Source organism: Vibrio sp. TRT 17S01, from assembly GCF_050113695.1.
Taxonomy (GTDB): domain Bacteria; phylum Pseudomonadota; class Gammaproteobacteria; order Enterobacterales; family Vibrionaceae; genus Vibrio.
Genome location: NZ_JBNJOG010000009.1, coordinates 37953 through 62810, shown reverse-complemented (window position 1 = coordinate 62810; position 24858 = coordinate 37953). Strand labels below are relative to the sequence as shown.

Here is a 24858-nt window from a genome sequence, read left to right as displayed (position 1 = left end):
GGAGGTGATGTATGATTAATTCGAAGACTATACACGGCTTAATCTATGACCCCATCAGTTTTACTGGCGGGTCGAAAATTGCCACTTCAGATGCACTGGCACTTTGCGATAGCCAACGCTGTCAGTTCACTGTCATTACCAGTGATCCAACCTTTTGGCAAAACAGTTCTCTTGCGGTAACACACTCTCTTAAGGTAGTACGTTTACCCGAAATAAAGTCCCTTAAAAAGAAACAGCATGGACTTGGTTATTGGTTAAAGCAGGGTTTTCAAGCCTTAACTCTGCTGATTCAATTGGGCTTAATTCAAAAAACTGATTTTGCCATTGGCGCTTCTGGTCCAGGTGTCGACATGCCACTTTACTTGCTAAAGCGAGTGTTCAATTTAAAGGTTATTCAGTTCATTCATGGTCCTGTTGGAGCATCACGATCTATCGGGCATAGCCTTTTGGTTGCTGATCAGGTTTTCTATCTTAAATCAGCGCGTGCAACCATGGAAAATGCGCTGCAACGGTATTACCGCCATCATGAGACTTCTACCAACGCAGTACAAAGTCAGATCCAGCAATTTTTTCACCGTACAACCACAAGCTCTTTTGACAATGGCATCTCTGATCAACGCTGGCCTTCACCTTCTGTCACTGAAGAGCCAGTCTTATTTTGGTGCGCTTCACTACTCAAATGGAAAGGTCTTGATACCTTCCTTGATGCGGTAAAACAAACGCGCAAGTTAAAATATCTGGAAGCGAATGTTTGCTTTATTCGTCCAAAAGATATTTCCTTACCCGTTAGTACTGCCCCGATTAATCTTAAAGGCGTCAATTGGTACGAGCAGCCTAACGATCTCGACAAGATCCGAGCCCAAAGCAGTATTTTTGTCTCCACCAGCACTAATGAACCTTTTGGGTTGTCTATCCTTGAAGCCCTTGCCGCTGGCCATGTTGTATTAATCCCTGATGACGGTGCTTATTGGGACCAAGTTCTGACACATAACAAGAATTGCATTAAATACAAAGCTGGTGATATGCACGCACTGTGTGACGCTATTTTACTTGCCGCATGTGACGCAAACTTACGATTAACGTTACGCAAAAATGCTATTGAGTTTTCTCAAAAATATCGCTCAGAGCAGTGCTACTCACAAATCGCACACAATATCGATTCTCTCGTCACTAAAGAGACCGTCACATTGATGGCAAGTTCTCACAATAAAGGTGATGCATGAAACTGCCCAAACGCTTTCAGCCGTTAACGAATATGTCGGTGTATGCCGTAAGCTTGTTCATTACAAAAGGCATTTCACTGCTTATGCTGCCATTAATGGCGAATTATCTGACACCCGCTCAACTAGGTGAGTTAGAACTGTTGGCCAGCACCAGTGTTTTTGCATGCTTACTGGTTGGAATGGCAATGCATGAAAACCTGTATCGTTTTGCAGGGGCAGAAAAAGAATACAACAAGCAGTTTTCCATTGTCAGCGAGATTTACAGTGTCAGCCTCATCGTTTCGCTGATATTCGTGACAATACTGACGTTGATTGCTGTCTACGCATATCAATACATTCCTTTTTTATCACCCACCCAGCTTATTCTTTTACTGACCGTCGTTGCCATTGAAAGTGCATTAGCAATCAGCCTTGGTTGGCTCAGATTAAAAGACAAAGCAACACTGTTTTTTCAGATCAGTGTATCAACTGTGGTATTGCAAATTGCATTGGTTATACCTGTGTTGTTCTGGTTTGCTGATGTCACTCTTATCTTTGCCACTGGCGTATTCAGTGCTCTGGTTCGCTTTGTGATCTTACATAAGATCAATGGCTTTACGTTGATCTGGCCGAGCAACATTCAATGGAAAAAATATCTCGCTTATTCGACGCCCATTATGCTATCTGGCATCGTTGCCTTTAGTCTTAATGGTGCCGAACGTTGGTTTATTGCACTTTCATCAGACATCGAAACTTTGGGGCTCTATGCCATTGCAGCCAAATTCTCATTAGCGATGTGCATTCTAATGCAACCATTTGGAATGTGGTGGATGCCAAAGCGTTTCCACTACCTAGACAATGTTGGATTAGCCGAAACCACACGCATCAACCAGTATGGTTTCGTCTACCTCTGCATTTTGGCAGTCAGTGTGGCTTGGATCAGTAAGCTGTTCATCCTAATGGTGTTACCTGAGATTTACGTGCGCGCAGCTGAGTTAGTGGCAGCCACCATCACAATCGCATTATGTAAAGAGCTGGCAGAACTGACCAATATTGGCATCTTATACTCACGTAAAACGCGATTATTATTGGTCATCAATATCATCAGCATGGCGATAGGATTGGTTCTAATCTATCTGCTTCACTCATTCCATATCTGGGGAGTATTGTTTGGTATAGGCATGGCACAGCTGGTTAGACTGTATTTGTGCTGGCATGTGTCTCAGCAACTTATCACGCTACCTTATGATTACATTCACACGTTAAGTTTACTTATCACTACATTCGCTGCGGTTTGGGCAATACACTTGATTGTAAGCCCCATACATACATTGATTGGCGTTGTAATCGCACCCACTATCATCGGATTAACCGCCTATTGGTTAAGGCTAACGCCAACCATTTTATTAAACCAATACGCTTTTAGCGCGGTTAAGCGTCTATTTGGCTAACACTATGGATAGCCAAGATAGAGCCCCTGCAATCTACTTCTCTATCGCAACTTGCTTGCTCATTTCTGCTGTGTGGTACTTTGTTCCTCATCCAGCCGTTTCTGTTGTGCTGTGTATGGCACCACTTGGCATATTATTCGTACTGAGCCAAACCTTCTGGCTTGTTACGCTGTTTGTCCTTTTCTCATTTTTCCGAATTCACGAAGCTATTCCTGTACTCTTTCCTCTAAAAATACCTTTGCTACTCTCTTTAGGCGCTCTCTCTGCATTAATGTGGCACGCTCTTATTAGCCGGAAACTGCAAATCTATTGGCACCACTCTCTCAGTTGGCTTGCCGCTTTCTGGGTATTGGTGATGATTGGTGTGGTTTTGTCATCCAACCCCGCCCTTGCAATTCAGTCTTTTAAAAACACATATTGGAAGATCATGTTGATGACGCTTGCCATTGTTTGGCTGGTTAATAGTGAAAAAAACTTAAGTAAAGCGTCAGTATCGATTGTATTGACCGGAGTCTTAATCGCAGGCGTTGCCTTGTTTAATTCTGCGAATGGCATTGGGTTGGTAGAAGGTTCACGCGTCACGATTGGCAGGCAGCTCGGTTCCATTCTTGGTGATCCCAATGACTTGTCGCTGGTGCTAATGTTTCCACTGGCGTTTTCGCTCAGCCTTGCTTTTTCAAAAGATTTAGGCTTTTTCATGCGATTACTTGGTGTTATTGCTTCATTGATGTTGGTTGCTGCGGTGATCGCTACACAAAGTCGAGGTGGGTTGCTCGGTTGCCTCTCTGTCTTCGGCATTTTCACCATGACACGGATTAAATCAAAAGCCCTCTTAATCTCATTAGGTGTGATCGCAGGCTTAGCATTATTTGCCATGGCTGGCGTATCTGATCGAGCTTCCGGTGGGGCTGCTGAAGACGGTATCGATCAATCCGCGATGGGACGTCTTTATGCGTGGGGAGCCGCCTATCGAATGGCATTAGACAACCCATTAACTGGGGTTGGGTTAAATAACTTCTATTCCAACTATTTCTATTACAGTACCCATTGGGATGGGTTAAACCATGCGGTACACAGCACTTGGTTCGGTGTATTGGCTGAAACCGGATTCTTGGGGCTATTTGTATTCGTTGCGATGATCATTTCATTGATCAAAACGTCTCGCAATACGATTTCAACATTGCAAAATTCATCGCTTAAGCTTTCTCCTTTTGTTGCAGCAACCGCTTACGCCGTTTATGCCGGATTAATTGGCACCATTGTTTCAGGCACTTTCTTAACCCAAGGCTTTACTTGGCCAATTTATATCCTCGCCGCACTGACTGTCGCCGTCGCACGCATCGTTCAAATTGAATCTCAGAATGAGAATCATCGACATCAAAAAGAAAAAAACTAGTAACCAGTTGATTTTAATTGATTTATCTCTTGGCACAATATGTGAAACCCATTATTCACCAATAAGAAAATTTTCAGGTGATCGTATGTTGGCAACAAGACTAAATCACGTAAAAATCTGGCTCAAAGACAATCCAAACCCAACCTATCGCAGGCTCTTTTTGATGTTAAAACGCATCAGAGCGTGCGATATCCCAACGCCAAAGTTCTATAACCAGTTTGCGTATGCCGTAGTTAAGACGATTAACAATTTAATCGGTGGATTGACTAGAGTTCTTATCTACACACCCGCGTTTAAAGGCAGACTCAACACCTGTGGACATTCTCTCTATTTGTATGGCGGCCTACCTTTTATTTCCGGCCCTCTTGCAATTCATATGGGTAGCCAGTGTCGTATTTCAGGCCATACCACTTTTAGTGGCCGTACTAGCGCCACGCAACCTGAGCTGATTATTGGTGACAACGTCGGGATCGGTTGGCAAACCACAATTGCAGTGGCAGGCAAAGTCATCTTAGGCGACAACGTTCGTATCGGAGGCCGTGCTTTCTTATTTGGCTATTCGGGCCATTCTTTAGATCCCAAGCTTCGTGCTGAAGGTATTGGAGATGACGATGGACATATCGGAGACATCATTTTAGAGCGTGATGTCTGGCTGGGTACCAATGTGACCGTTCGTCAAGGTGTCACCATCGGCCATGGCACAGTGGTAGCAGCAGGCAGCGTTGTCACTAAAAGCTTACCTCCTATGGTGATCGCGGCTGGTAATCCCGCCCGTGTATTAAAAGAACTCAATAGCAACACTTACGACATACGTCATATGGAGGGCTAAGCCATGCGTGATTTAATTGTTTTTGGAGAAGATTTTGGCGGACTGCCATCGAGTACTCAACATATCGTTAAGTACTTAGCAAAAGAGCGAAAAGTATTGTGGGTAAACTCAATAGGATTAAGACAGCCTCGTCTATGTTGGAAAGATGCTGCCCGCGCCATGAGTAAACTATGCGGCCTTGGAAAAGGTGGCTATCAACTCAGTACTGCAGCTGAAAAGAGCGATATCCATGTGGTTAATTTAAAAACCATCCCTGCGCCCGCTTCCACATTTTCACGCCAGTTAGCGAAAAACTTAATGCTTAGTCAGTTAAAACCTTTGGTGGAGCGATATCAATTAGACGCCCCGTTATTATGGATATCACTCCCCACAGCAGCTGACTTGTGTGGGCATCTCGGTGAATCTGCAGTTGTTTATTATTGTGGTGATGATTTCTCCTCTCTCGCTGGTGTGGATCACCATGTAGTAGCACAACACGAGCACCTATTAACGTCGCAAGCAGATTTGATCCTTGGTGCCAGTGAAAAAATCTGTCGTAAGTTTCCAGCTTGCAAGACCCATCATTTACCTCATGGTGTCGACTTAGAGCTGTTTAGTCGCCCTGCACCACGTGCCAGTGATCTTCCCAACCGAGGAAAACCAGTCGCAGGCTTTTATGGCAGTTTATCGGAATGGCTGGATTACGACATGTTGGAGCAAGTATGCACTCGACGCCCTGATTGGGATTTTGTCTTTATCGGTCCATGCGAACTCAACCAAAACAAGCTTCCTAAACGTGAAAATGTTTTCTACCTTGGCCCTAAACCTCACCACGAGCTGCCTTGTTATAGTCAACATTGGGACGTCAGCCTTTTACCGTTTAAAGATAACCCACAAATTCGTGCTTGTAGTCCATTAAAATTGATGGAATATCTCGCAACGAGAACCCCTATCATCACAACGGATTTTCCAGCTCTACAGCCCTACAAACAGTATGTAAATCTAATCTCTGACAGTAATGACCTATGTGCCACGCTCACCACGGCCCAGCTTCAACCCAAATTACCGGAAAATATCGTATCTAATGCAAGCTGGGAGTCTCGAAGTCACTTTGTGAATTGGTTGTTGGAGCTTTTATGAACGAACTTAAATTCAGAATTGTAATTTTGTTGTGTGGCGCGTGGCGACGTCGCTATCTCATTGTGTTACCGGTGTTGATTCTTCCGGTTATGGGTTTTGTGATCAGTAAATTGGTACCGACAACCTACCACGCACACACCAGTATGTTGATTCAAGAAACGGCCAAAATGAACCCGTTTTTGGAAGACTTAGCTGTATCGACCATGCTCAAAGAACGGTTAAATGCCTTAAGTACATTACTTAAAAGTCGCCATGTGTTGAAATCAGTGGCTAAAGAGCGCGGACTGATCAACGACACCATGACCCCAGCTGAAATTGAACGGGTGATCAATCACATTTCGTCAAATCTAACCATCAGCCAATTGGGAAAAGACTTTCTCAAAATTCAGCTTTCAGCACGCCACCCTGAAGGAATGAAAGAACTATTGGAATCTGTTAGCAATCATTTTATTGAACAGTTATTAGCACCTGAGCGTTCATCAATTCAAGATTCACGGGATTTCCTCTCCTTTCATATCGATAAAAGAAGAAACGAATTGGATTTGGCCGAATCAGCATTGGCGGAATACCAAAACCAATACGCTTCAGTTACTCCTGAAATGCAAGGACAAACACTAACTCGACTCGCGGCATTAAAGCAAAGTCTTGCCGAGAAAGAAGCAGAGCTAGCTGGGGTTAAAAAAAGTTTAGGTTCATTAGACCAACAGTTATCCAGAACAAACCCCGTGATCGGTCGTATTGAAGATCAAATCATTGAAATACGCAGCCAACTGACGTTACTACAAGCTAAGTACACAGACCAACATAGTTCTGTTCAAGCCAAAAAGAGAGAATTAACTCGGCTTGAAGATGAAAGAGCCCTTTTAGTCGGCCAAACCCAGCCCAATATGAATACAGATCAATTGTGGGATATTGCCAGCAGCAACCTTGGCAACATCAGCGAGATCCAACCACTACTGGTAACTCAGCTGCATAGTTTGCAAACCGTTCGTGGCCAATATGAATCCTTAAGTGAAGAAACCAAGAGTTTGCGTGGCATGATCGAGCAGTTAGAAACGCAGACTAAAAGCTTCGGTGATAACGCAAAACAACTCTTTCGCTTAGAGCGCGAAGTTCAGATCAAGCGCCAGCTCTTTGATGAGTTAATTGAACGTTATGAAATGGCTCAATTGACTGGTTCGCTTGGTATTTTTGAGCAAAACAAACGGGTCAAAATCATTGATCTCCCCTACACTCCCAGTGTTCCATCTAATCTACCTGCCATCATTTTTGTGTTAGCTGGATTTGTTGGCGGCATTGCACTCGGAATTGGTTTAGCCACTTTAGCTGAATTGTTCGATACCTCTGTCCGTCGTCGAGATCAGCTCGAAGAAATAACGGGCGTTCCTGTAATTACAGTGATACCCAAGGTTTAAAAATTCAATAAAACAAGGTTGCCTTTGCTAACCGAGTCACTACTCATCTTTTACGACGGTTTGTTATTACAGATTCAGACAATTCAACATAGAGCAGGTTACGCAACTAGGACACTATTGACACAAGCATAAGATTGATATGTTATGTTATAACATATCAATTGCAATTCAACATAAAATGGATACTTCATTGACCCCAATCTTATCGGCTCACCAACTATGCGCTGATAGCCCCTTAAAATGGAGAGCGATTAATAATACAACGTTTACTGTGGCTCATGGCGAATGCATTGCCGTCATTGGCCCTAACGGCAGTGGTAAATCAAGCTTACTAAAAACCATTCTTGGCGAATATCACGCAGTACAAGGTCAGCTACAACTTAATGGCATTCCAACCGATGATCTGACGCAAAGCCAAAAGGCCAAAATGATCGCTCTGGTTGCGCAGCAGGAACATGTTGATCCTCGTCTGACGGTATTTGAATACGTTTCATTAGGCCGTGTCCCCCATACTTTTTGCTGTGGCCCCAAAGAGCATGACCGAGCAGTAAAACAAGCGATTGATGATGTCGGTTTATCACATAAAAGTCACCAACGCGTAGGTGTGTTATCTGGTGGAGAACTGCAACGCGCAAACATTGCGAGAGCGTTTGCACAGGAACCTAAATTACTGCTTCTTGACGAGCCAACCAACCATCTGGATCCATTAGCGCGGTTTGAATTGCTTGCACTCATCAAGCGTAAAGGCGTTTCTTCGATCGTTGTTTTGCATGACTTGCCTTTAGTGACCTCATTTGCAGACAAAGTCTTATTGATGGCCAATCAATCAATGGTCACCTTTGCTCCACCACATCAAGTGATGAATGACCAATTCATCACGCCGACGTTTGGGCTGCGAGTCATCACACTTAATCATCCGCAAATACCCAGAGCGGTACATCATTTTGAAGCCGCACCCTCTCACCTGAATCTTTCACCTATAGGAGTCTCATAATGAAAAACACTGTATTGCTCTCACTTATCATCCCCTTTTCAGCTGCAAATGCTGCCAGTACGACTTATCCCATTACTATCGACAACTGCGGTACACCGCTAGTCATTGAAAAGCGCCCTTCACGTGCTGTTTTTCACGACATCAATATGACGGAGATGGCATTTGCACTAGAGCTTCAACAAGACATGATTGGGGTTAGTGGGATCTCTGGGTGGTATAAGATGTCTCCTTCATTTAAGAAAACGTTGGGTGACATTCCAGAACTCTCGCCCAAATACCCATCTCTCGAAACCCTTATCGCTTCGAAACCCGATTTCTTTTTTGCTGGTTGGAATTACGGAATGAAAGTCGGTGGCGAAGTCACACCACAAAGCTTAAAGCCTTATGGCATTGATACTTTGATACTTTCCGAAAGCTGCATTCATACTAATAAGTTAGAAAATGGGGCGAGCATGGCTTTGCTTTACGATGACATTCAGAAGCTGGGGATGATCTTTGATAAGCAAGACAGAGCTAATGCATTAGTACAGGAATGGCAAGGGCGTATTCAGGCGATTAAAGCGCCACACAGCCAATCGAATAGCCCGGCCCCCAAGGTATTCTTATTTGATTCCGGCGAAGATAAACCCTTCACCGCCGGCAAATATGCCATGCCTAATGCCATGATCCGTCAAGCAGGTGGCATCAATGTGACTGGTGATATGGAAACAAGCTGGGGTCGAACATCATGGGAACATGTGGCAAAGCAAAACCCAGATGTGATTATTTTATTAGATTATCAAACGGCACATGGCGCTAATTCACTTAAGACCTTTTTGGAACAACACCCGTTGATGAAGCACACCACGGCAGTTAAATCAGAGCGTTACGTAAAACTACGTTACGAACAGCTTACGCCCGGGCCTGCCAATATCGATGCAATAGAAACGCTTTCTAAAGCGTTTTTCCCTGCAAATGCAAAAGCAGAATAACGCTTGAGTAAGCTATCGAAATTCCAATTTGCATGGTTGCTTGGGATAAGCGCCCTACTTTTTGCATTTGCATTCAGCTTAAAATGTGGCGCAGTTTCAATCTCAATAAATGAGGTCTTTGCTGGTTTACGCTCCTTTAACCAAGAAGATGCCAGCATGACCAGTCGCATACTGCTTGAACTACGCCTCCCCAGAGCACTGCTCGCTATCATTGCCGGAGCTGGGCTTGCAACCGTAGGTGCATTACTGCAAACCACGACACGTAATGATCTCGCCGATCCATTTCTATTTGGTTTATCGTCAGGCGCTTCTGTTGGCGCCGTTTTAGTTATCACTCATTTGGGAGATGCTTTGGGTGTTTGGTCGTTACCAATAGCGGCGTTTTGTGGTGGTATTTTATCAGCATGTTCCGTACTCGCCTTGTTTACGCTTCAAAAAAGACGCGGGAACAACAACCTCGTCCTGTGTGGACTAGCAATATCCTTTCTATTCGGTGCGATCACGAGTTTCTTAATCTATTCTGGCGATCAACGGGCAGCGAGTTCTATTTTGTTTTGGACTATGGGAGGCTTAGGCTTGGCCCGTTGGGAGAACCTGATCTTTGCTGCGATGGGATTACTGAGCATCATCATACTTAGTCTAAGACGCTACAGAGAGTTGGATACCCTCTTAGTTAGTGAACAAACTACCCAATCACTCGGTATTAATGTTCATCGTTTAAGAAGTGAGGTTTTTGTATGCTGCGCATTTTGCACGGCTTGCATTGTGGCACTGACTGGTGTGATTGGGTTCATTGGCTTAATGGTTCCCCATTTGGTGAGACCTTTTTCGGGTATGACACATAAACGCGCATTACCACTGGTTGCATTATGGGGAGGTGTCATGCTGTTAGTTGGCGACATTACAAGCCGCACTATTCTCGCACCACAAGAATTGCCTGTTGGCATTGTAACCGCTGCATTGGGCGGTGTATTCGTCTTGTATCTTGTTTGGAAAAAACCAATGCACTAAAAATTTCACTCATTGAAACGCCTTTGAACGGGCGTTCCTTCTCTTGCTAGCTTACCCATTTCTCAGTTTGTCTTTCAAATCCGTTCTCAAATTACGATTTACCCAAAGCGCTAAGGTATCTATTTGTTTTTATTGACATCTTAAGTTGGCATATCCCATGCAGTAGTCCAAAGCATCACTCAGCTATCGTCAACTGATTAAAGGGATGAAATTATGCGTATTAAGACATCTTCTGCTCCACATCCTACTACGATCCACGTTGTCCAACGTATGGCACCAGGAGGGCTTGAAAGCCTTGCACTGGACTTACTTAATTTTTCTTCACACCCGGAGCACACACTGATCATCAGTTTGGAAGGAACAAAAAATGAAGCAATTAAGCACTGGCCGAAATTAGAACAATATCGGAACCAGCTTATTTTCTTAAATAAGAAACCGGGTGTTCAGCTTTCAACGCTTTTTCAATTAAAAAATATGTTCAACGAATTGCGTCCTCAAGTGGTGCACACTCACCATATTGGTCCGTTGGTCTATGGTGGTATCGCGGCTAAATTTGCCAGCATAAAAACCAGAATACACACAGAGCATGATGGTTGGCACTTAAATAACCCCAAACATGTTCGCCTGCAAAAATGGGCATTGACGCTTGCGAAACCGACATTAGTCGCCGATGCCTATCAAGTCTTTAATCTTCTCAATGAACAATTTCAATACCCTAAACTCACCACGATTAAAAATGGCATTGACTGCAAAAAATTTATTCCAGGTCTACGCGAAGAAGCACGCACACGATACAACCTCCCGCTTTCTCGGCCAATTATTGGCTGCGCTGGGCGGTTAGAAAAAGTTAAAGGGCATGATCTCATGATCAGAGCCCTTGTTAGCATGCCACAACCTATTATGCTTGTTATCGCAGGAGTCGGCGATGAACACCATAACCTGATACATTTAGCCGAACGACTTGGTATTAGCAATCGAGTTCGGTTTTTGGGGCTTGTTTCTGATATGCCCAGTTTCTACCACTCTCTTGATCTATTTTGCCTCCCTTCGCGCTCCGAAGGCTTTCCACTTGCGCCTTTAGAAGCACAAGCATGTGGGATTCCTACAGCAGTCACCGATGTCGGTGCCAGTTCAGAAACCTTGTGCCCCCATACTGGTGTTTTGATCCCACCTAGAAGCCCTTCTCTAATGGCCGCTATCTTGGAAGAGGCAATTGGAAGAATTCACACCGTGTCACCGCGCGATTTTGTACTAAACAACAATGAAATACGTCAAATGGTCAAAGCTTACGAAGCCATTGCTGCGGAGGATGCCGCATGATGGAAATCCTATTGATTGTTATCTGCTTAGTGAGTGGTTCTCTCATCATTTACCACCATGTGGGTTATCCCATTTTGCTACGCTGGTATTCGTCCAGACATCCGAATAAAACATTCAATGATGTCTGCCGCGGTTATCGCAATGGGAAGGTTGACCGCACACGCCCTTCCATCACGATTTTAGTACCGGCATACAATGAAGAGCGCTGGATTGCCGATAAAATCCGTAACCTTGCATCCCTTGATTATCCCCGTAATAAACTGGATATCATTATCGCGTGTGATGGATGCAGTGATAAGACGGCTGAAATAGCGAGAAACACGATTCAGGAAGCCATTTGCTGCGATACTCATTTCGAAGTTCGTGAGTTTGAGCATAACCGAGGGAAAGTGGCGGTCATTAATGCGCAAATGCTAACAATTTCTAGTGATATAACCGCGCTGAGTGATGTTTCTGCGCTGGTCTCAATTGATGCCCTTTTGATCGCTGAGCAACATTTCCATGATGAAAAAGTGGGTGTGGTAAACGGCCATTATTGCTTTATTGGCGACCAAACAACAACCGAAGCAAAATACTGGCACTATCAAAGCCAAGTCAAACAAAATGAGGCTGCTCTCGGCTCAACATTAGGCGCACATGGCGCATTCTATTTACTTCGTTCTCATCTTTTCACGCCATTAGCAGAAAATACTATTAACGATGACTTTGTCTTACCGATGGAAATCGTAAAACAAGGTTACCGCGCTGAATATGACGCACGAATGGCAGCAGTAGAACTGGAAACCACGAGTCAAAATAATGATTTTAAGCGTCGTTTACGCATCTCTGCTGGCAACATGCAACAAGCAATACACCTAGCTAAGTTATTTTTGCCTAGATACCGAGGGGTTGCCTTCGCATTTTTCTCAGGTAAAGGGTTAAGGCTTATTACACCTTACTTAATGCTGGCTTGCTTGTTCTGCTCGATAGCCCTAATGGAGCAACCACTCTTTATGGCAGCATTAATGCTGCAAATCATTATCTATGCTACCGCGTTAGTCAGTTTTTTATTCCCCCATGTTTTCAATTACAAAGCATGCCAATTAGTTGCCTATCTAATCGCAGGTCATTACGCCAATCTTATTGGTGGATTGAGATATCTGATGGGATTTGAATCCGGTAAATGGTCACGAGTCAATCGTTAAGGAGCTTACGATGAGTGCAAACAAATCAACCCAAATATCAATCTGGCTTGCCAAAAGGTTATTTGACTTATTCGGTGCAATTTGTGGTTTATTGGTCCTATCTCCATTGCTGCCGTTCATCGCTTTTGCGATTAAAGCAAGTTCAACAGGCCCTGTATTTTATAAACAGCTTCGTGTTGGGAAATCCACTCCAGAAAAAATGATGTTTTTTGAAATCATTAAGTTCCGAACCATGTATCAGGATGCTGAGTCTCGGTCTGGTGCCGTTTGGGCAACAGAGAATGATCCTCGCATCACCCCAGTTGGCCGTTTCTTGCGTAAAACACGTTTGGATGAGATTCCCCAGCTGATTAACGTCGTAAAAGGAGAAATGTCGTTAATTGGTCCACGTCCAGAACGCCCTGGTTTTTACCATAAATTAGAGACGGCCATCCCCTATTTTGCAGACAGAACCTATGGCGTAATGCCCGGAATCACAGGGCTTGCTCAAGTAAATCAAGGTTATGATACGTGCATAGATGATGTGCGAAGAAAGGTGGGATTTGACCACAGCTACGCGTTGTCACTAAGTTCATTGAAAAGCTGGATCATGATGGATCTGGCGATAATCACTAAAACATTGATTGTTATGGTAGATGGTCGAGGTCGTTAACTTAAAACAACGGCGACCATAATGGTCGCCGTTATTATCACAGATAATTCGCTGCAAGCCATTGACCAAATGGCGTAAATAACAAGGCATAAATTGTGACATTGAGAATGATGCCAACCCACAGTAAGGCTTTAAATGGTTGTTTCTGGGTTTTATGCCGAGTGATATGCTGCGCAAACAGCGCGCCCGGCCAGCCACATAAAAATGATGACACTAACAAACGCTTTTCTGTCGTGCGCCATTCGCCTTTCTTAGCGGCCTTCTTATCCAACGCAAACAAAATGTAAGTCACAATACTCATCAACCAGTATGCACCAGCTAACCACATGTTGTTCTTGTCGAGCAAAACAGTTGCCGTAACACACAGTAAAAATATCGCAGCAAAAATCAGCTTAGATGGCATGCCCGCCAAGCCCACCATTGATGCATTAACCGCGTTTACTCTGCCTTCTTCATCTTGCTCTATATCAAACCTAACTTTATCGTTTCGTTGTGGTCTGCAGTGTGTGTTCTTGAACGCTGATGCGTGTACGAATGCTTTAAGGTTACTGTCTGACGCAGTAATAAAGCCAAAGCCTCGTTCGTCATTCCACTCTGTGATCTTACCTTTGTACATCATTTATCCCGGCAAATTTTTAGCTTAAGCCAACGTGCGCACATGATAACAACTTGTCATCAACAAATACTGCACGAATTTGAGAATTTACCGTCTGCTGACTTGGATATCGATGTGACTTATCTTTTAGTTAAATAGCTATCAAACTGAACGAGGAATCGTTCTATGTCATCTCTATCTTCATTGCTTAGCGCAAAATCTGGATGACGACAGTGATCACTCAAAATTATCCCTCTTTGCCTCAATATCGTTTTTTCAACAGCGATAATGTACTCACAATGGCTCATCCATTTTGAAATGTAAGGCATGAGTTGGTCGTGTAACTCTTTGGCACGAACAAAATCTCCCACAACCCAATGGTCATAAATTGCCAAATACACTTCCACAAATGAGCAGCCAGGCATTACCCCCTTGCCGCCATTGTTAAGCATCTCCAACATGTACAAACCTGCATACCCGTTCATCACAACGGCATCTGGTTTAAATGAGAGTAAAGCGCGTGTGTAATCCACAGGTGGGTTACACTCAATTTTGAATACGGCGTTATCATTTCCTTCCGTAATCAAAGTCATGTGTTCAGCAGTAATTGGCACTCCGGTTTCGTTGGGTGCATATTGAACCAACACGGGAATATCGACAGCTTGCAATACTGACTGGATATGGTGGATCACTTGCTCATTGCTAGGATTGAGGAAAAATGGAGGCAATAGCATCAAAGAATCAGCGCCCATTTCTTGGTATTGCCGAGCTTGCTGTACTGCTAACGTGGTCGAATGTTGGGTCACAGAAATACAACTGTATACCGAGGTATCTGCTGTCAGGTTACAAAACACTTGAGCTAATTGATGTTTTTCCGCATCGCTTAATTTATAGAATTCACTAGCGATACCAAATAAGGTCATGCCGTGACAGCCCGTCGTAAGCAAATGTGTAACTAATTGCTTGAAGCTTGTGAGATCAACCCTACCTTCATTATCGAATGGCATTGCTACTATGGGGTTGATACCGAATATCTCATTTGCTTGGATCATTTCAACATTGCTCCTTTTGCAGCGGAAGACACGCGTTGACGATAAAGTTGTAAGAAGCCGGACGGCACCGTTTTATGGAGCGGCGTCCATTGCGATCGCCTTAATTCGATCACATCGTCATCAACCAATAGGTTGATCTCTCTCTTGTCTAGATCCAACGAAATCAAATCCCCATTTTCAACCAGTGCAATTAAGCCGCCTTCATAAGCTTCTGGAGAAATATGCCCAACAAACAAGCCACGATTCGACCCAGAAAAACGCCCGTCAGTGATCAGTGCACAACTCTCCGATAACCCCATTCCCTCAAGAAGCTTCATCGGTTTATACATTTCTGGCAGTCCGGGGCCACCCGTAGTTCCTTCATAACGGATCACCACCACCGAGCCCACTTTAATCTCATTGGCAATGATGGCGTCGATTGCTGTTTGCTCTGAGTCAAACACTACTGCCTTACCAGTAAATTGATGCATGCTTTCAGGGACTGCGGCTGGTTTAGCAACAGAACCTAACAAAGATAAGTTACCACGTAACACTCCAACACCTGCTTGATGCATAAAAGGCTCTTTAAGCGACTTAATCAAATTTCGGTTCGTGGAATGCGGCACTTGCTCCAAACAGTGTGCTTTTAATCCTGAAACGGTCAGCGCATCACCATGTAATAAGGGCAGCAACTCTTTTTCTACCGCCGCAATGCCTCCTGCTTCATAAAAATCCACCATGTCATACTCAGAAGCGGGATAGATCGCTGCAACAAGTGGTACTTTTCGACTCATCTCATCAAAAACCGTTAAGTCGAGTTCACCTAATCCTGCTTCATAATGAATCGCTTGCAGATGAATAATGGCATTCGTAGACCCACCAGTTGCAAGCAACGTGCAAATAGCATTATGAATAGATTTCTGATTGATGATCTGACGCGCATTCAATCCTTCATGAACCATTTCAACAATGCGTTGGCCACTTCGATGCCCAACCTCCAAGCGTTCGGGGTGAATCGCCGGAATTGTCGATGTTTGTGGCAGGGTCATTCCTAAAGATTCTGATAAGCAACACATGGTGTTTGCAGTACCGTACATTGTGCATGAGCCAATTGTCGGTTCGGCTAAATCTTCTATCTTGCGAAATTCATCTTCATCAATCTGCCCTTGTTTTTTCCAACCAATAGCTTCAGTGACAATATTGCCATCCCAATGTTTGCCTTTGTATTCTGCTGGATACATTGGTCCGCCATTAACTAAAATTGCTGGGATATCTAACCTTGCTGCCGCCATTAACATACCCGGTACAATTTTGTCGCAAGACCCAAGTAATACCATGGCATCAAAGTTATGCGCTCGAACCATAATCTCAATAGAGGCTGCGATAATTTCTCTACCAGCCAAGATATAACGCATGCCAAGATGCCCTTCAGCAATGCCATCGCATGGTGCGATGGTGCCAAACGTCATCGCGGTGCCACCCGCCTCTTCGATACCACGAATAACTTCAGCACCAACCACATCAAGATTGGCATGACCTGCCGTTGCATTGGTGTAGCTATTCACCACCGCGATAATAGGCTTTCTCAACGCCTCATCACTGTGCCCCATCGACTTATATAACGCACGCTTAAGCGCTCCGTCGTCTGTCTTCAGGATTTTATTATGGTGTGTCGCACATCCCCCGCACGAACCACACGAGCCGCAATCTGCCATAATTACCACTCCGCAAATGAGCCGTCAGGATGCGTCCAATGTGGGTTTCTCCACTTTGGCTGCTCTAACGCTTTGATATGTTGTTCTCGCATAAATTCTTCATCGATATCGATACCGAGTCCCGACCCTTCAATATTCAGGCAATATCCCTCTTCAAATGCAAAAACTTCCTTATTTTTTACATAATCAAGCACATCATTGCCCTTGTTATAGTGCATGCCGATGCTCTGCTCCTGAATAATGGCGTTTTGACAGTTCGAATCGATATGAACAGACGATGCAAGGGCAATTGCGCCAAGCGGACAATGTGGCGCTAATGCAACATCATACGCTTCAGCCATGGCAGCAATTTTCTTTAGCTCTGTGATCCCACCACAATGGCAAATATCCGGTTGAATGATATCGACACCACCTTTGTTCAACAGCTCTTTAAAATCCCAACGAGAATGCAAACGTTCCCCTGTTGCAATCGGGATCGCTCCGTATTGGGCTATTTCATGTATGCAGTCGAAATGCTCTGAAAGTACGGGTTCTTCAACAAACATTGGTCGCATCGGCTCAAGTTCTTTAAGCATGATTTTCGCCATGGCTTTATGCACCCGACCATGAAAGTCGATACCAATCCCAAAGTCTTTACCCATTGCGTCTCTAAGACTCTGTACCCGCTCCAGCAAAGCATCTACTTTGCTATGATTGTCGATATAGTTAAGCTCTTCAGTGCCATTCATTTTGATGGCATTGAAGCCAAGCGCTTTTCGCTCTTTTGCCATTCGAACAACATCATCTGGCCTATCTCCACCAATCCATGAGTAAGTTTGTATTTTGTCGCGACATTTACCACCAAGAAGCTGATAAACAGGAACGCCTAACTCTTTGCCTTTAATGTCCCACAGCGCCTGATCAATTCCAGACAATGCACTCATCATTACTGCGCCACCTCGGTAAAAGGTAGACCGGTGCAAATAGTTCCAGTGCAGTTCGATATCTCTTGGATCTTTGCCAATCAGATACTCCATAAGCTCATCAACACAGGTATGAACGGTGTGGGTACGCCCTTCGAGACAAGGTTCACCCCACCCAACAATACCTTCATCGGTCATTATTTTTAGAAATCCCCAGCGAGGTGCCACAATGAATTTTTCGTAACCAATAATTTTCATAAATCGAAACCTTACACAATTCTATTTAAATAACTCAGGCAAGAAGGTGATGACACCGGGCATAAAGACGAGCGCAATTTGCACCAACAACATGCTAATCAAGAAAGGAACGACAGCGCGTGTTAATTGGACCATGGAAGAGCCGGTAATCCCTTTTGCAACAAACAAATTGACCCCAACAGGTGGTGTAATTAGCGCTAACTCAGTTCCGACAATTAAGATAATGCCGAAATGGAAAGGACTGATCCCAAGCTGAACCAAAATAGGCAAAAACAGTGGTGTATAAATTAAGATTTGAGCTGCCGTTTCGATAAACAAACCGGTAAACATGATCAGCGCAACAAAGATCAACAAGATGATGGTTGGGTTATCGGTCAGTTGAAGAATCGCCTCTCCAATCATTTGCGGTATCATACTTATTGTTAAATACCGAGCAAATGCCGTCGCAAACCCCAAGATAATGATAACGCACCCCGTCGTTAGAGCCGCTCTAGATACCGTAGGTATTAAGTCAGCAATAGTCATCTCTTTATGAATAAAGAAGCTCACAATCAAGGTGTAGATAACGGTAATACAAGCGGCTTCCGTGGCCGTAAACACTCCAGAGTAAATCCCTCCTAAGATGATGACTGGCGTTAGTAGCGCCCACTTGGCTTCTAAAAAGGTCTCTTTAACTTTTGCGAATGAAAATGCTTCATCTTGCCCTCGATACCCTCGGCGTTTAGCGATAACGTAAACTGCGACAATCAGTCCTAGACCAATCATGCCTCCGGGAATAAAGCCTGCTAAGAACATATCACCAATTGAGATTTCCGCTGTGACTGCATAAATGATCATTGGAATTGATGGCGGGATCAAAATACCTAATGACCCAGCAGAAGCCGTTAACGCCCCAGCAAAATGACGGTTGTAACCCTTTTCGATCATTGACGGCACCATCATGGAGCCAATGGCAGCAACGGTTGCAGGTGACGAACCTGATATTGCGGCAAAAAACATACAAGCAACAACAGTAACAATGCCCAAACCACCAGATGTTCGGCCGATAAGGCTGGCTGCAAAGTTAACAATTCGACCGGAAAGTCCACCCCGTTCCATCACAAACCCTGCCATGATGAACATTGGAATCGCCAAGTAAGTAAATGAGTCGAGCGATGTAAATGCTGTTTGCGCAATAAACGACATTGGAATGTCAGCCAAAAGCAGTGCAAACGCCGTACACATACCGATACTGATGGCAATTGGCATGCCGATAAACAGCAGCAAGCAAAATACCAACATAGAGATCAGGAAAATATCCATTAGCGGTTCTCCTTATCTTGCTTCATTTTATTTAGCGCTTCTTCCGCTTCATTTAAGGCATATTCATGTTCTAATTTGCCAGTTGCTCGACGATAGACGCGCTGGAGTAACCGCAAGGCCATGAGGTAAAAGGTAACGGGCACGATGGCGTAAACCCAACCGGCTTGCCATTCAAGTGCTGGCGTTGTTTGCTCAATAGCTAGCGCATCAACGGAGATCTCTAAGCCGTAATAACCAATCCACACCATAAAAGCAGCGAACGATAAGTCGATACACGAATCGAGAATTTTTTTTCGTGTTCCCTTCACGAAACCATCAATCACTTCCACACGTACATGGGCACCTCTTATGATGGCGAGGCTCGCCGCAAAATACACCAGCGCAATAAAGACATAACGCGAGAGCTCTTCGGTCCATGACAGCGAAAAATTAAAAACGAATCGAAATAAAATCTGTAAAAAGCATAGAACAATCAAGGCAATAAAAAGGACGGTACTAATGTACTCCTCAAAATTGTCCCAGAATGATTTGTTGTTCTCATCCATATAGACACCACATTCATAAAACAGGGCCGCATTGCACGGCCCAACAATCCGTATTTAGTTAAGCTTAGCGACTTCTTCTGTCAGCTTTTTATAGAGTTCAGGATCAATTTTGTCGGCATACTTTTGAACGACAGGCGCGACTTTTTGTAGCATTTCTGCTTTCACTTCTGGAGCCAGTGGTGTGTAAGTTAAGCCCGCATCAATCATACTTTGCAGCGATTTTTCATCCTGTGCTTTGACCGATACACGCATGTGTTCTATCGCCATTCGCGCAGCTTCTTGCATTGTCTTTTGTTCTTTTGCAGTTAGCCCGTCATAAAACTTTTTACCAACAACAAAGACAACCCATGAGTAAACGTGTCCGGTATCAGAAACGTATTTCTGTACCTCGTACAAGCGTTGTGAATAAATGTTGGTATAAGGGTTTTCCTGTCCGTCCACCACGCCTTGTTGCAATGATGAAAATAGCTCTGAGAATGCCATTGGTGTCGGGTTTGCACCTAACGCACGGAACGCATCAAGGTGCGCCTTGTTCTGCATAGTGCGAAGTTTTAAACCATCAAAATCTGCTAGCTTTTCAATGGGGCGAGAGTTATTGGTTACATGACGAAAACCAAAGTTGCCATAACCTAAACCCACATACCCAGCTTTCGCCAATTTAGAAGACAGCTCTTGACCCCAAGCACCATCGACAACTTGATTTGCAATATCTTCAGTAGGGAAAATGAACGGTAAGGTTAAAATGTTGAATTCCTTTACGATATTGCCAAGTACAGCAGGAGAAGGTAGATTCATCTGCACCGCATTAAACTTGATCTGCTCAAGCGCTTCTTGGTCATTTCCCAACTGGTTACTTGGGTAAATAGTCACGTCAATATCAGTGTTATCTTCCAGATGTTTTTCAAATTTCTGCATCGCAGCGTATTCAAAATGGGACTCTGGAACACCGATACCAATGCGCATATTTTTGGCTTGAACTTGCATAGACATAGCCATTAAAGGAACGCTCATTAGTGCAGCAATCTTATGTAATTTCATAGGTTTACCTTTTTGTTTCACGTTATATAGACATCCAACTGTCACGGTACGCGTGTGCGCGTTTTCTAATTTGTGAGAGGTTTAACCCCTTCTTATATAAACCAGAGCCTAAGCCAAAACCATTTGCGCCCGCTTGAACATAAGCACGCATTTGCTCTGGATTTGCATCAATACCACCTGTAGGACAACAAATTACCTCAGGAGGTAATACAGACCGAATGGCCTTTAAGCCGTTCGGCTGAATCAGTTCTGCCGGGAAAAGCTTGAGCGCTGAGGCGCCACACTCTAACGCTGTAAATGCTTCTGTAGGTGTTTGAATTCCTGAAAAGACCACACAATCGTGTTCTCTCGCTTTTCTGATCACATCAGGATTCATATTCGGCGTAACAATTAATTTCGCCCCTGTTTCAATGACAGGAAGCAGTTTTTCAATGCTGGTAACCGTCCCCGCACCAACCACAGCTTGGTCGCCAAACTTGTCAACGACGAGACTTATGCTTTTAAGTGCTTGCGGTGAGTTCAGTGGAATTTCGATATAACGAAAGCCAACATCCAATAACTCTTCCGTTACTGCGATCACTTCTTCAGGTTCAATCCCCCTCAAGATGGCGATAAGAGGAAGCTCTTTAAACCAACTACATTGTTCCAGTTTGTTGTTATTCATTAACGCCACCGTGTAGAAAAATATGTGTCATTCCTGCTAAAAAGCATTCTTCACCATCGATAATTTCGTGCTCGAGATCCAAATGCGTCAGTGCAAGAGAATAGTGAGTTGCGAGTCGCTTTGACCCAATGAGATAAGCTTTCTCGCCTGATTCTGTTTGAGAAAACTCATGGCCAATCAATAAACCGGATAGATAGCTCTCCACATGGGTTTCATCAATTGTGCGAAACAGCCGCGAGGTTCGCGCACTAAATAGAATATGATTAAGCGGATGCTGATACCCCGTAGTAACACCAGTTAAAAATGCTTCTTTGTCGAAAAGCTGTTCCGATAACGCCCTACCTAAAATGCTGTGTCCAATTAACAATGAGTACAGCTCTCCGGTCATTACGGTTGAAAAACGGCTTAGCTTTCCATTAACACAATGAGCATGCTTACTATGGGTTCCATAAAGTACAGCAAAAAAATCACTTTTCAGTTTGTCTTGCAGGCCAACAAGTTGTACTTCTTCACCTCGCATCACATCAGCGATGCCAAATTTATTCACACATGTCACGCCACATACAATCCCTGCTGTCCCGCCGTTTTTTAGGTCCACCAGTTCGATGTCTTTCGCTAAGCTTTTCGCATCAACAGGCACAGACACATAAGGCACCTCACGCCAACCTTGTTGTGAGCCGACCATGCCAGCCATCAGTACAGGTAGCGGGCCATATTCTTCAGTCCAATGGCAAGTTAACTGCTCAAACACATCGGGATATTCTTCTGGTGTGATCGAAAGCAACCCTTTTTCAGCGCTAATTCTGTCAAGACAGTCCCCTTCCGACGTCATTAGAAATGCCCTGAAGTTTGTTGTGCCCCAATCCACGGCGATCCAGTTCATTGTTAACCTCTTTGAGATGTATTACATAAATAAGAAACTTGTAATACAAGTAATTCGTGTAAATAGCAGGTGACCTCAACATCATGGGTATACCTGCATGTGATTATTTAATGAATTCTGTACCCGATTGGCTTTTAACCGTTTTCTCTATTGCTCCTAGAACAATATCGCGCATTGTTTCTCTTGCTAGCTCAGGGTTACGCATCCTAACTGCATCCATAACACGATAATGCTGCTGCAAGGCTGGTTTGCTTAACGTGACGTTTTGTTCCAACGTTTCAGCAAACGACACTTTCATAGCTGTGGTGAGCGCATCCCCTAACGATATGAGAAATGGGTTTTGAGTGGCAAACAACAGCTGCTTATGAAAATCAATATCCCCTGAATTAATTCTTTCTCGGTCGTTATCATCTAACCCTGTCGCCATTCGGTTGTAACTTCTTTCGAGTGCAGCCAGATTTTCGCCCGTTGCCTTTAGCGCAGCTAATGCCGCAGCATTTGGTTCAACCATCAAACGAACTTCAAGCAAATATGGGATATATGTCGCTGCAGCGCGATATTCAGACACCCACCTTAGTACATCATGATCAAGCCAATTCCACTTATCTGGAGTATTAGCCACGCTACCCACTTTTGGCATTATTGTAATAAGGCCTTTACTGGCGATGGTTTGTAATGCACTTCGTATCGAAGTTCTTGATACACCAAGACTTTGCGCCAGTTCATTCTCCCCTTTAAGGTTCATCCCTGCGGGCGTATTCTCTTTTAATATGTCGTAAACAATTTTATTAACAGCCAACGTCGATTTTGAGCTTGTCATTTGTTGTATTCATCTCCTTACATCTTGTATTACATGTTAGAACAAAAAATAACCACTTTTTGTGATCGAATTTACAAATTCCACTACTGACTAATAAATCAGTACTAAACAAAAATATCTATAAACCATCTCATTTGATTTTTCATGCTAGTAACCTCTTGTAAACATGGATAAAACTTTCATGAAAACGGTTAGCATTATTCTTCGATCCAGCTCAAATTTAGTAAAACATTTCTATTGCCGTTACCGTCTACCATGCTAATTTCCGAATGCATTTAATTACATATAAGGAAATTTAAATGAACCGTAATGTATTAGCACTTTGTGTTGGAGCCGTGCTTTCTTGTTCAACAGCTGTCCACGCAGCGACACTGGATTTTTCTCAACCGACTCTAAACAAAGGTTTGCCTTCTGCTTCTGGTGTTGTTGTCACTGACAATCAGATTTTTGCAGTTGGTGATGATTCTCCTTGGCTATACCAACTTGATAATGACTTCAAGATTGAGCAAAAGCAGATGATCAAGCACTACCCTGTCCGTGACAATGGTCGTATTGTCAAAAAGGTGAAACCAGATTTCGAAGCGTTAGATAACATTGAAGTTAACGGCCGCGATTCATTCGTTATGTTGGGTTCAGGCAGCAAAGAAGATGTACGTGAATGGGCTTTTGTGATCAGCCACGATGGTCTGGTTAGAACCGAACGCTCTTTAAAAGCACTTTATAAAGACTTACGTACGGCGGCTGGCTATAACGCCGATCAAGAGATCAACATCGAAGGTTTAGCAACCTCTGAAGATTCTGCCTTTGTCATTAACCGCGGCAACGGTGGCTCAAATGTAATTTTCGACATTCCATTGGAAGGTTTTCAAGCTTATCTAGCAGGCCAAACAGACCAGCTGAAAGGCATCAAGGCTTACCATGTTACGCTTCCTGTCGTAAAAGGCTTTGAAGCAGGCTTATCCGGTGCTGAATATTGGGATGAAGCAGACAGTCTACTGCTAACCGCTTCTATCGAAGCAACAGGTGATGCTTATAACGATGGTGAAATTCTTGGCAGCTTTGTGGGTAAAGTAAAACTCGTTGATCTAGATGCAAGTAAAACGCTTGATTTGACTGATAATTTAATCCCGCTTCTGAAAGATAACAAACGTGTTATCACCAAAGTTGAGTCCATCGCTATTCAGAAACAAGACTCACATTCAGTAAAAGGTGTATTAGCAAGCGATAATGATGACGGAACGAGTGAGTTCTTCTCATTTAGCTTTAAAAAATAATCTACACCTTAATAAGCCCACAATTATTGTGGGCTTATTTTTTAAATTTCAGAAATGAAATTAATTACACATAAACCTAATCACATATCGTTATAAGTTATTCAGCGTTCTTCTATTAATCGACCTGACATAACCAAATCGATCCCCCTATATACAGCGAAACTTAAGCCGCCTGCACGAAAGAGAACGTTATTAATAAAAACAACAAGTTAAAGAGACTTAGTTATTCTTTCGTTCCTCACATAATATTTAAATAGAGTAAATACTCTTTAGAAATCATTTTATTC

General features: G+C 43.6%; 23 protein-coding genes. 13 read left to right on the top strand and 10 right to left on the bottom strand.

Going from position 1 to position 24858, the window contains the following annotated elements; all coding sequences use genetic code 11:
- Positions 1-11: 11 nt before the first annotated feature.
- The 12 genes from ACQEXS_RS14685 (at position 12) to ACQEXS_RS14630 (ending at position 13544) form a co-directional block, all read left to right on the top strand.
- Complete coding sequence (locus tag ACQEXS_RS14685; protein WP_427014337.1) at positions 12-1223, top strand: glycosyltransferase family 4 protein; 1212 nt, start codon at positions 12-14, stop codon at positions 1221-1223.
- The gene (locus ACQEXS_RS14680; RefSeq protein WP_427014336.1) at positions 1220-2653 is read left to right on the top strand and encodes a lipopolysaccharide biosynthesis protein; all 1434 of its coding nucleotides are present in this window, start codon (positions 1220-1222) and stop codon (positions 2651-2653) included. The genes ACQEXS_RS14685 and ACQEXS_RS14680 overlap by 4 nt, the downstream gene beginning before the upstream one ends.
- A gap of 4 nt (positions 2654-2657) precedes the next feature.
- Positions 2658-4049, top strand: coding sequence for an O-antigen ligase family protein (locus tag ACQEXS_RS14675; RefSeq protein ID WP_427014335.1), 1392 nt, complete (start codon positions 2658-2660; stop codon positions 4047-4049).
- An 85-nt stretch (positions 4050-4134) separates the two neighbouring features.
- Positions 4135-4878: an acyltransferase gene (locus ACQEXS_RS14670; RefSeq protein ID WP_427014334.1), complete on the top strand. Its 744-nt coding sequence runs from the start codon at positions 4135-4137 to the stop codon at positions 4876-4878.
- A 3-nt stretch (positions 4879-4881) separates the two neighbouring features.
- Positions 4882-5997: a glycosyltransferase gene (locus tag ACQEXS_RS14665; protein WP_427014333.1), complete on the top strand. Its 1116-nt coding sequence runs from the start codon at positions 4882-4884 to the stop codon at positions 5995-5997.
- The gene (locus ACQEXS_RS14660; protein WP_427014332.1) at positions 5994-7412 is read left to right on the top strand and encodes a GumC family protein; all 1419 of its coding nucleotides are present in this window, start codon (positions 5994-5996) and stop codon (positions 7410-7412) included. Before ACQEXS_RS14665 ends, ACQEXS_RS14660 begins: the two co-directional genes overlap by 4 nt.
- Before the next feature lie 178 nt (positions 7413-7590).
- Entirely contained in the window at positions 7591-8406 is an 816-nt protein-coding gene (locus ACQEXS_RS14655; protein ID WP_427014331.1) for an ABC transporter ATP-binding protein, read from the top strand.
- Positions 8406-9377, top strand: coding sequence for an ABC transporter substrate-binding protein (locus ACQEXS_RS14650; protein ID WP_427014330.1), 972 nt, complete (start codon positions 8406-8408; stop codon positions 9375-9377). The genes ACQEXS_RS14655 and ACQEXS_RS14650 overlap by 1 nt, the downstream gene beginning before the upstream one ends.
- A gap of 3 nt (positions 9378-9380) precedes the next feature.
- Complete coding sequence (locus tag ACQEXS_RS14645) at positions 9381-10388, top strand: FecCD family ABC transporter permease (RefSeq protein WP_427014329.1); 1008 nt, start codon at positions 9381-9383, stop codon at positions 10386-10388.
- A gap of 213 nt (positions 10389-10601) precedes the next feature.
- The gene (locus ACQEXS_RS14640) at positions 10602-11708 is read left to right on the top strand and encodes a glycosyltransferase (protein ID WP_427014328.1); all 1107 of its coding nucleotides are present in this window, start codon (positions 10602-10604) and stop codon (positions 11706-11708) included.
- Positions 11705-12892 carry a glycosyltransferase family 2 protein gene (locus ACQEXS_RS14635; RefSeq protein ID WP_427014327.1) on the top strand — a complete coding sequence of 396 codons (1188 nt, stop codon included), beginning with the start codon at positions 11705-11707 and terminating at the stop codon, positions 12890-12892. The genes ACQEXS_RS14640 and ACQEXS_RS14635 overlap by 4 nt, the downstream gene beginning before the upstream one ends.
- A 10-nt stretch (positions 12893-12902) precedes the next feature.
- Positions 12903-13544: a sugar transferase gene (locus ACQEXS_RS14630; protein ID WP_427011237.1), complete on the top strand. Its 642-nt coding sequence runs from the start codon at positions 12903-12905 to the stop codon at positions 13542-13544.
- A 37-nt stretch (positions 13545-13581) separates the two neighbouring features.
- On the opposite strand, the gene ACQEXS_RS14625 is transcribed toward ACQEXS_RS14630, so the two are convergent.
- The 10 genes from ACQEXS_RS14625 to ACQEXS_RS14580 all read right to left on the bottom strand — a co-directional run bounded on the left by ACQEXS_RS14625 (position 13582) and on the right by ACQEXS_RS14580 (position 23297).
- The gene (locus ACQEXS_RS14625; RefSeq protein WP_427014326.1) at positions 13582-14160 is read right to left on the bottom strand and encodes a DUF1294 domain-containing protein; all 579 of its coding nucleotides are present in this window, start codon (positions 14158-14160) and stop codon (positions 13582-13584) included.
- Positions 14161-14279: 119 nt separating this feature from the next.
- The gene (locus tag ACQEXS_RS14620; protein WP_427014325.1) at positions 14280-15191 is read right to left on the bottom strand and encodes a dihydrodipicolinate synthase family protein; all 912 of its coding nucleotides are present in this window, start codon (positions 15189-15191) and stop codon (positions 14280-14282) included.
- Positions 15188-16885, bottom strand: a complete 1698-nt coding sequence (ilvD, locus tag ACQEXS_RS14615) for a dihydroxy-acid dehydratase (protein ID WP_427014324.1) — start codon at positions 16883-16885, stop codon at positions 15188-15190. Before ilvD ends, ACQEXS_RS14620 begins: the two co-directional genes overlap by 4 nt.
- A gap of 2 nt (positions 16886-16887) precedes the next feature.
- Entirely contained in the window at positions 16888-18045 is a 1158-nt protein-coding gene (gene dgoD, locus ACQEXS_RS14610) for a galactonate dehydratase (RefSeq protein ID WP_427014323.1), read from the bottom strand.
- Between the two features lie 21 nt (positions 18046-18066).
- Entirely contained in the window at positions 18067-19347 is a 1281-nt protein-coding gene (locus ACQEXS_RS14605) for a TRAP transporter large permease (protein WP_367989063.1), read from the bottom strand.
- The gene (locus tag ACQEXS_RS14600; protein ID WP_367989062.1) at positions 19347-19892 is read right to left on the bottom strand and encodes a TRAP transporter small permease; all 546 of its coding nucleotides are present in this window, start codon (positions 19890-19892) and stop codon (positions 19347-19349) included. The genes ACQEXS_RS14605 and ACQEXS_RS14600 overlap by 1 nt, the downstream gene beginning before the upstream one ends.
- Before the next feature lie 54 nt (positions 19893-19946).
- A complete protein-coding gene (locus ACQEXS_RS14595; RefSeq protein WP_367989061.1) occupies positions 19947-20930 on the bottom strand; it encodes a TRAP transporter substrate-binding protein in 984 nt (327 codons plus the stop codon).
- Positions 20931-20952: 22 nt separating this feature from the next.
- The gene (locus ACQEXS_RS14590) at positions 20953-21594 is read right to left on the bottom strand and encodes a 2-dehydro-3-deoxy-6-phosphogalactonate aldolase (protein ID WP_427014322.1); all 642 of its coding nucleotides are present in this window, start codon (positions 21592-21594) and stop codon (positions 20953-20955) included.
- Positions 21587-22477: a 2-dehydro-3-deoxygalactonokinase gene (locus tag ACQEXS_RS14585; protein WP_427014321.1), complete on the bottom strand. Its 891-nt coding sequence runs from the start codon at positions 22475-22477 to the stop codon at positions 21587-21589. Before ACQEXS_RS14585 ends, ACQEXS_RS14590 begins: the two co-directional genes overlap by 8 nt.
- 103 nt (positions 22478-22580) lie before the next feature.
- The gene (locus ACQEXS_RS14580) at positions 22581-23297 is read right to left on the bottom strand and encodes a FadR/GntR family transcriptional regulator (protein ID WP_367989058.1); all 717 of its coding nucleotides are present in this window, start codon (positions 23295-23297) and stop codon (positions 22581-22583) included.
- A 299-nt stretch (positions 23298-23596) separates the two neighbouring features.
- Between ACQEXS_RS14580 and ACQEXS_RS14575 the strand changes: the two genes are divergently transcribed.
- Positions 23597-24571, top strand: coding sequence for a DUF6929 family protein (locus ACQEXS_RS14575; RefSeq protein ID WP_427014320.1), 975 nt, complete (start codon positions 23597-23599; stop codon positions 24569-24571).
- The last annotated feature ends 287 nt before the right edge of the window (positions 24572-24858 follow it).

Coding starts and splice junctions, on each gene's coding strand:
- ACQEXS_RS14575 (WP_427014320.1), top strand. CDS start 23,597: ATGAACCGTAATGTATTAGCACTTTGTGTTGGAGCCGTGCTTTCTTGT.
- ACQEXS_RS14600 (WP_367989062.1), bottom strand. CDS start 19,892: ATGGATGAGAACAACAAATCATTCTGGGACAATTTTGAGGAGTACATT.
- ACQEXS_RS14665 (WP_427014333.1), top strand. CDS start 4,882: ATGCGTGATTTAATTGTTTTTGGAGAAGATTTTGGCGGACTGCCATCG.
- ACQEXS_RS14580 (WP_367989058.1), bottom strand. CDS start 23,297: ATGACAAGCTCAAAATCGACGTTGGCTGTTAATAAAATTGTTTACGAC.
- ACQEXS_RS14625 (WP_427014326.1), bottom strand. CDS start 14,160: ATGTACAAAGGTAAGATCACAGAGTGGAATGACGAACGAGGCTTTGGC.
- ACQEXS_RS14620 (WP_427014325.1), bottom strand. CDS start 15,191: ATGATCCAAGCAAATGAGATATTCGGTATCAACCCCATAGTAGCAATG.
- ACQEXS_RS14590 (WP_427014322.1), bottom strand. CDS start 21,594: ATGAATAACAACAAACTGGAACAATGTAGTTGGTTTAAAGAGCTTCCT.
- ACQEXS_RS14650 (WP_427014330.1), top strand. CDS start 8,406: ATGAAAAACACTGTATTGCTCTCACTTATCATCCCCTTTTCAGCTGCA.
- ilvD (WP_427014324.1), bottom strand. CDS start 16,885: ATGGCAGATTGCGGCTCGTGTGGTTCGTGCGGGGGATGTGCGACACAC.
- ACQEXS_RS14635 (WP_427014327.1), top strand. CDS start 11,705: ATGATGGAAATCCTATTGATTGTTATCTGCTTAGTGAGTGGTTCTCTC.
- ACQEXS_RS14675 (WP_427014335.1), top strand. CDS start 2,658: ATGGATAGCCAAGATAGAGCCCCTGCAATCTACTTCTCTATCGCAACT.
- ACQEXS_RS14605 (WP_367989063.1), bottom strand. CDS start 19,347: ATGGATATTTTCCTGATCTCTATGTTGGTATTTTGCTTGCTGCTGTTT.
- ACQEXS_RS14685 (WP_427014337.1), top strand. CDS start 12: ATGATTAATTCGAAGACTATACACGGCTTAATCTATGACCCCATCAGT.
- ACQEXS_RS14585 (WP_427014321.1), bottom strand. CDS start 22,477: ATGAACTGGATCGCCGTGGATTGGGGCACAACAAACTTCAGGGCATTT.
- ACQEXS_RS14655 (WP_427014331.1), top strand. CDS start 7,591: ATGGATACTTCATTGACCCCAATCTTATCGGCTCACCAACTATGCGCT.
- ACQEXS_RS14670 (WP_427014334.1), top strand. CDS start 4,135: ATGTTGGCAACAAGACTAAATCACGTAAAAATCTGGCTCAAAGACAAT.
- ACQEXS_RS14660 (WP_427014332.1), top strand. CDS start 5,994: ATGAACGAACTTAAATTCAGAATTGTAATTTTGTTGTGTGGCGCGTGG.
- ACQEXS_RS14630 (WP_427011237.1), top strand. CDS start 12,903: ATGAGTGCAAACAAATCAACCCAAATATCAATCTGGCTTGCCAAAAGG.
- dgoD (WP_427014323.1), bottom strand. CDS start 18,045: ATGAAAATTATTGGTTACGAAAAATTCATTGTGGCACCTCGCTGGGGA.
- ACQEXS_RS14640 (WP_427014328.1), top strand. CDS start 10,602: ATGCGTATTAAGACATCTTCTGCTCCACATCCTACTACGATCCACGTT.
- ACQEXS_RS14680 (WP_427014336.1), top strand. CDS start 1,220: ATGAAACTGCCCAAACGCTTTCAGCCGTTAACGAATATGTCGGTGTAT.
- ACQEXS_RS14595 (WP_367989061.1), bottom strand. CDS start 20,930: ATGAAATTACATAAGATTGCTGCACTAATGAGCGTTCCTTTAATGGCT.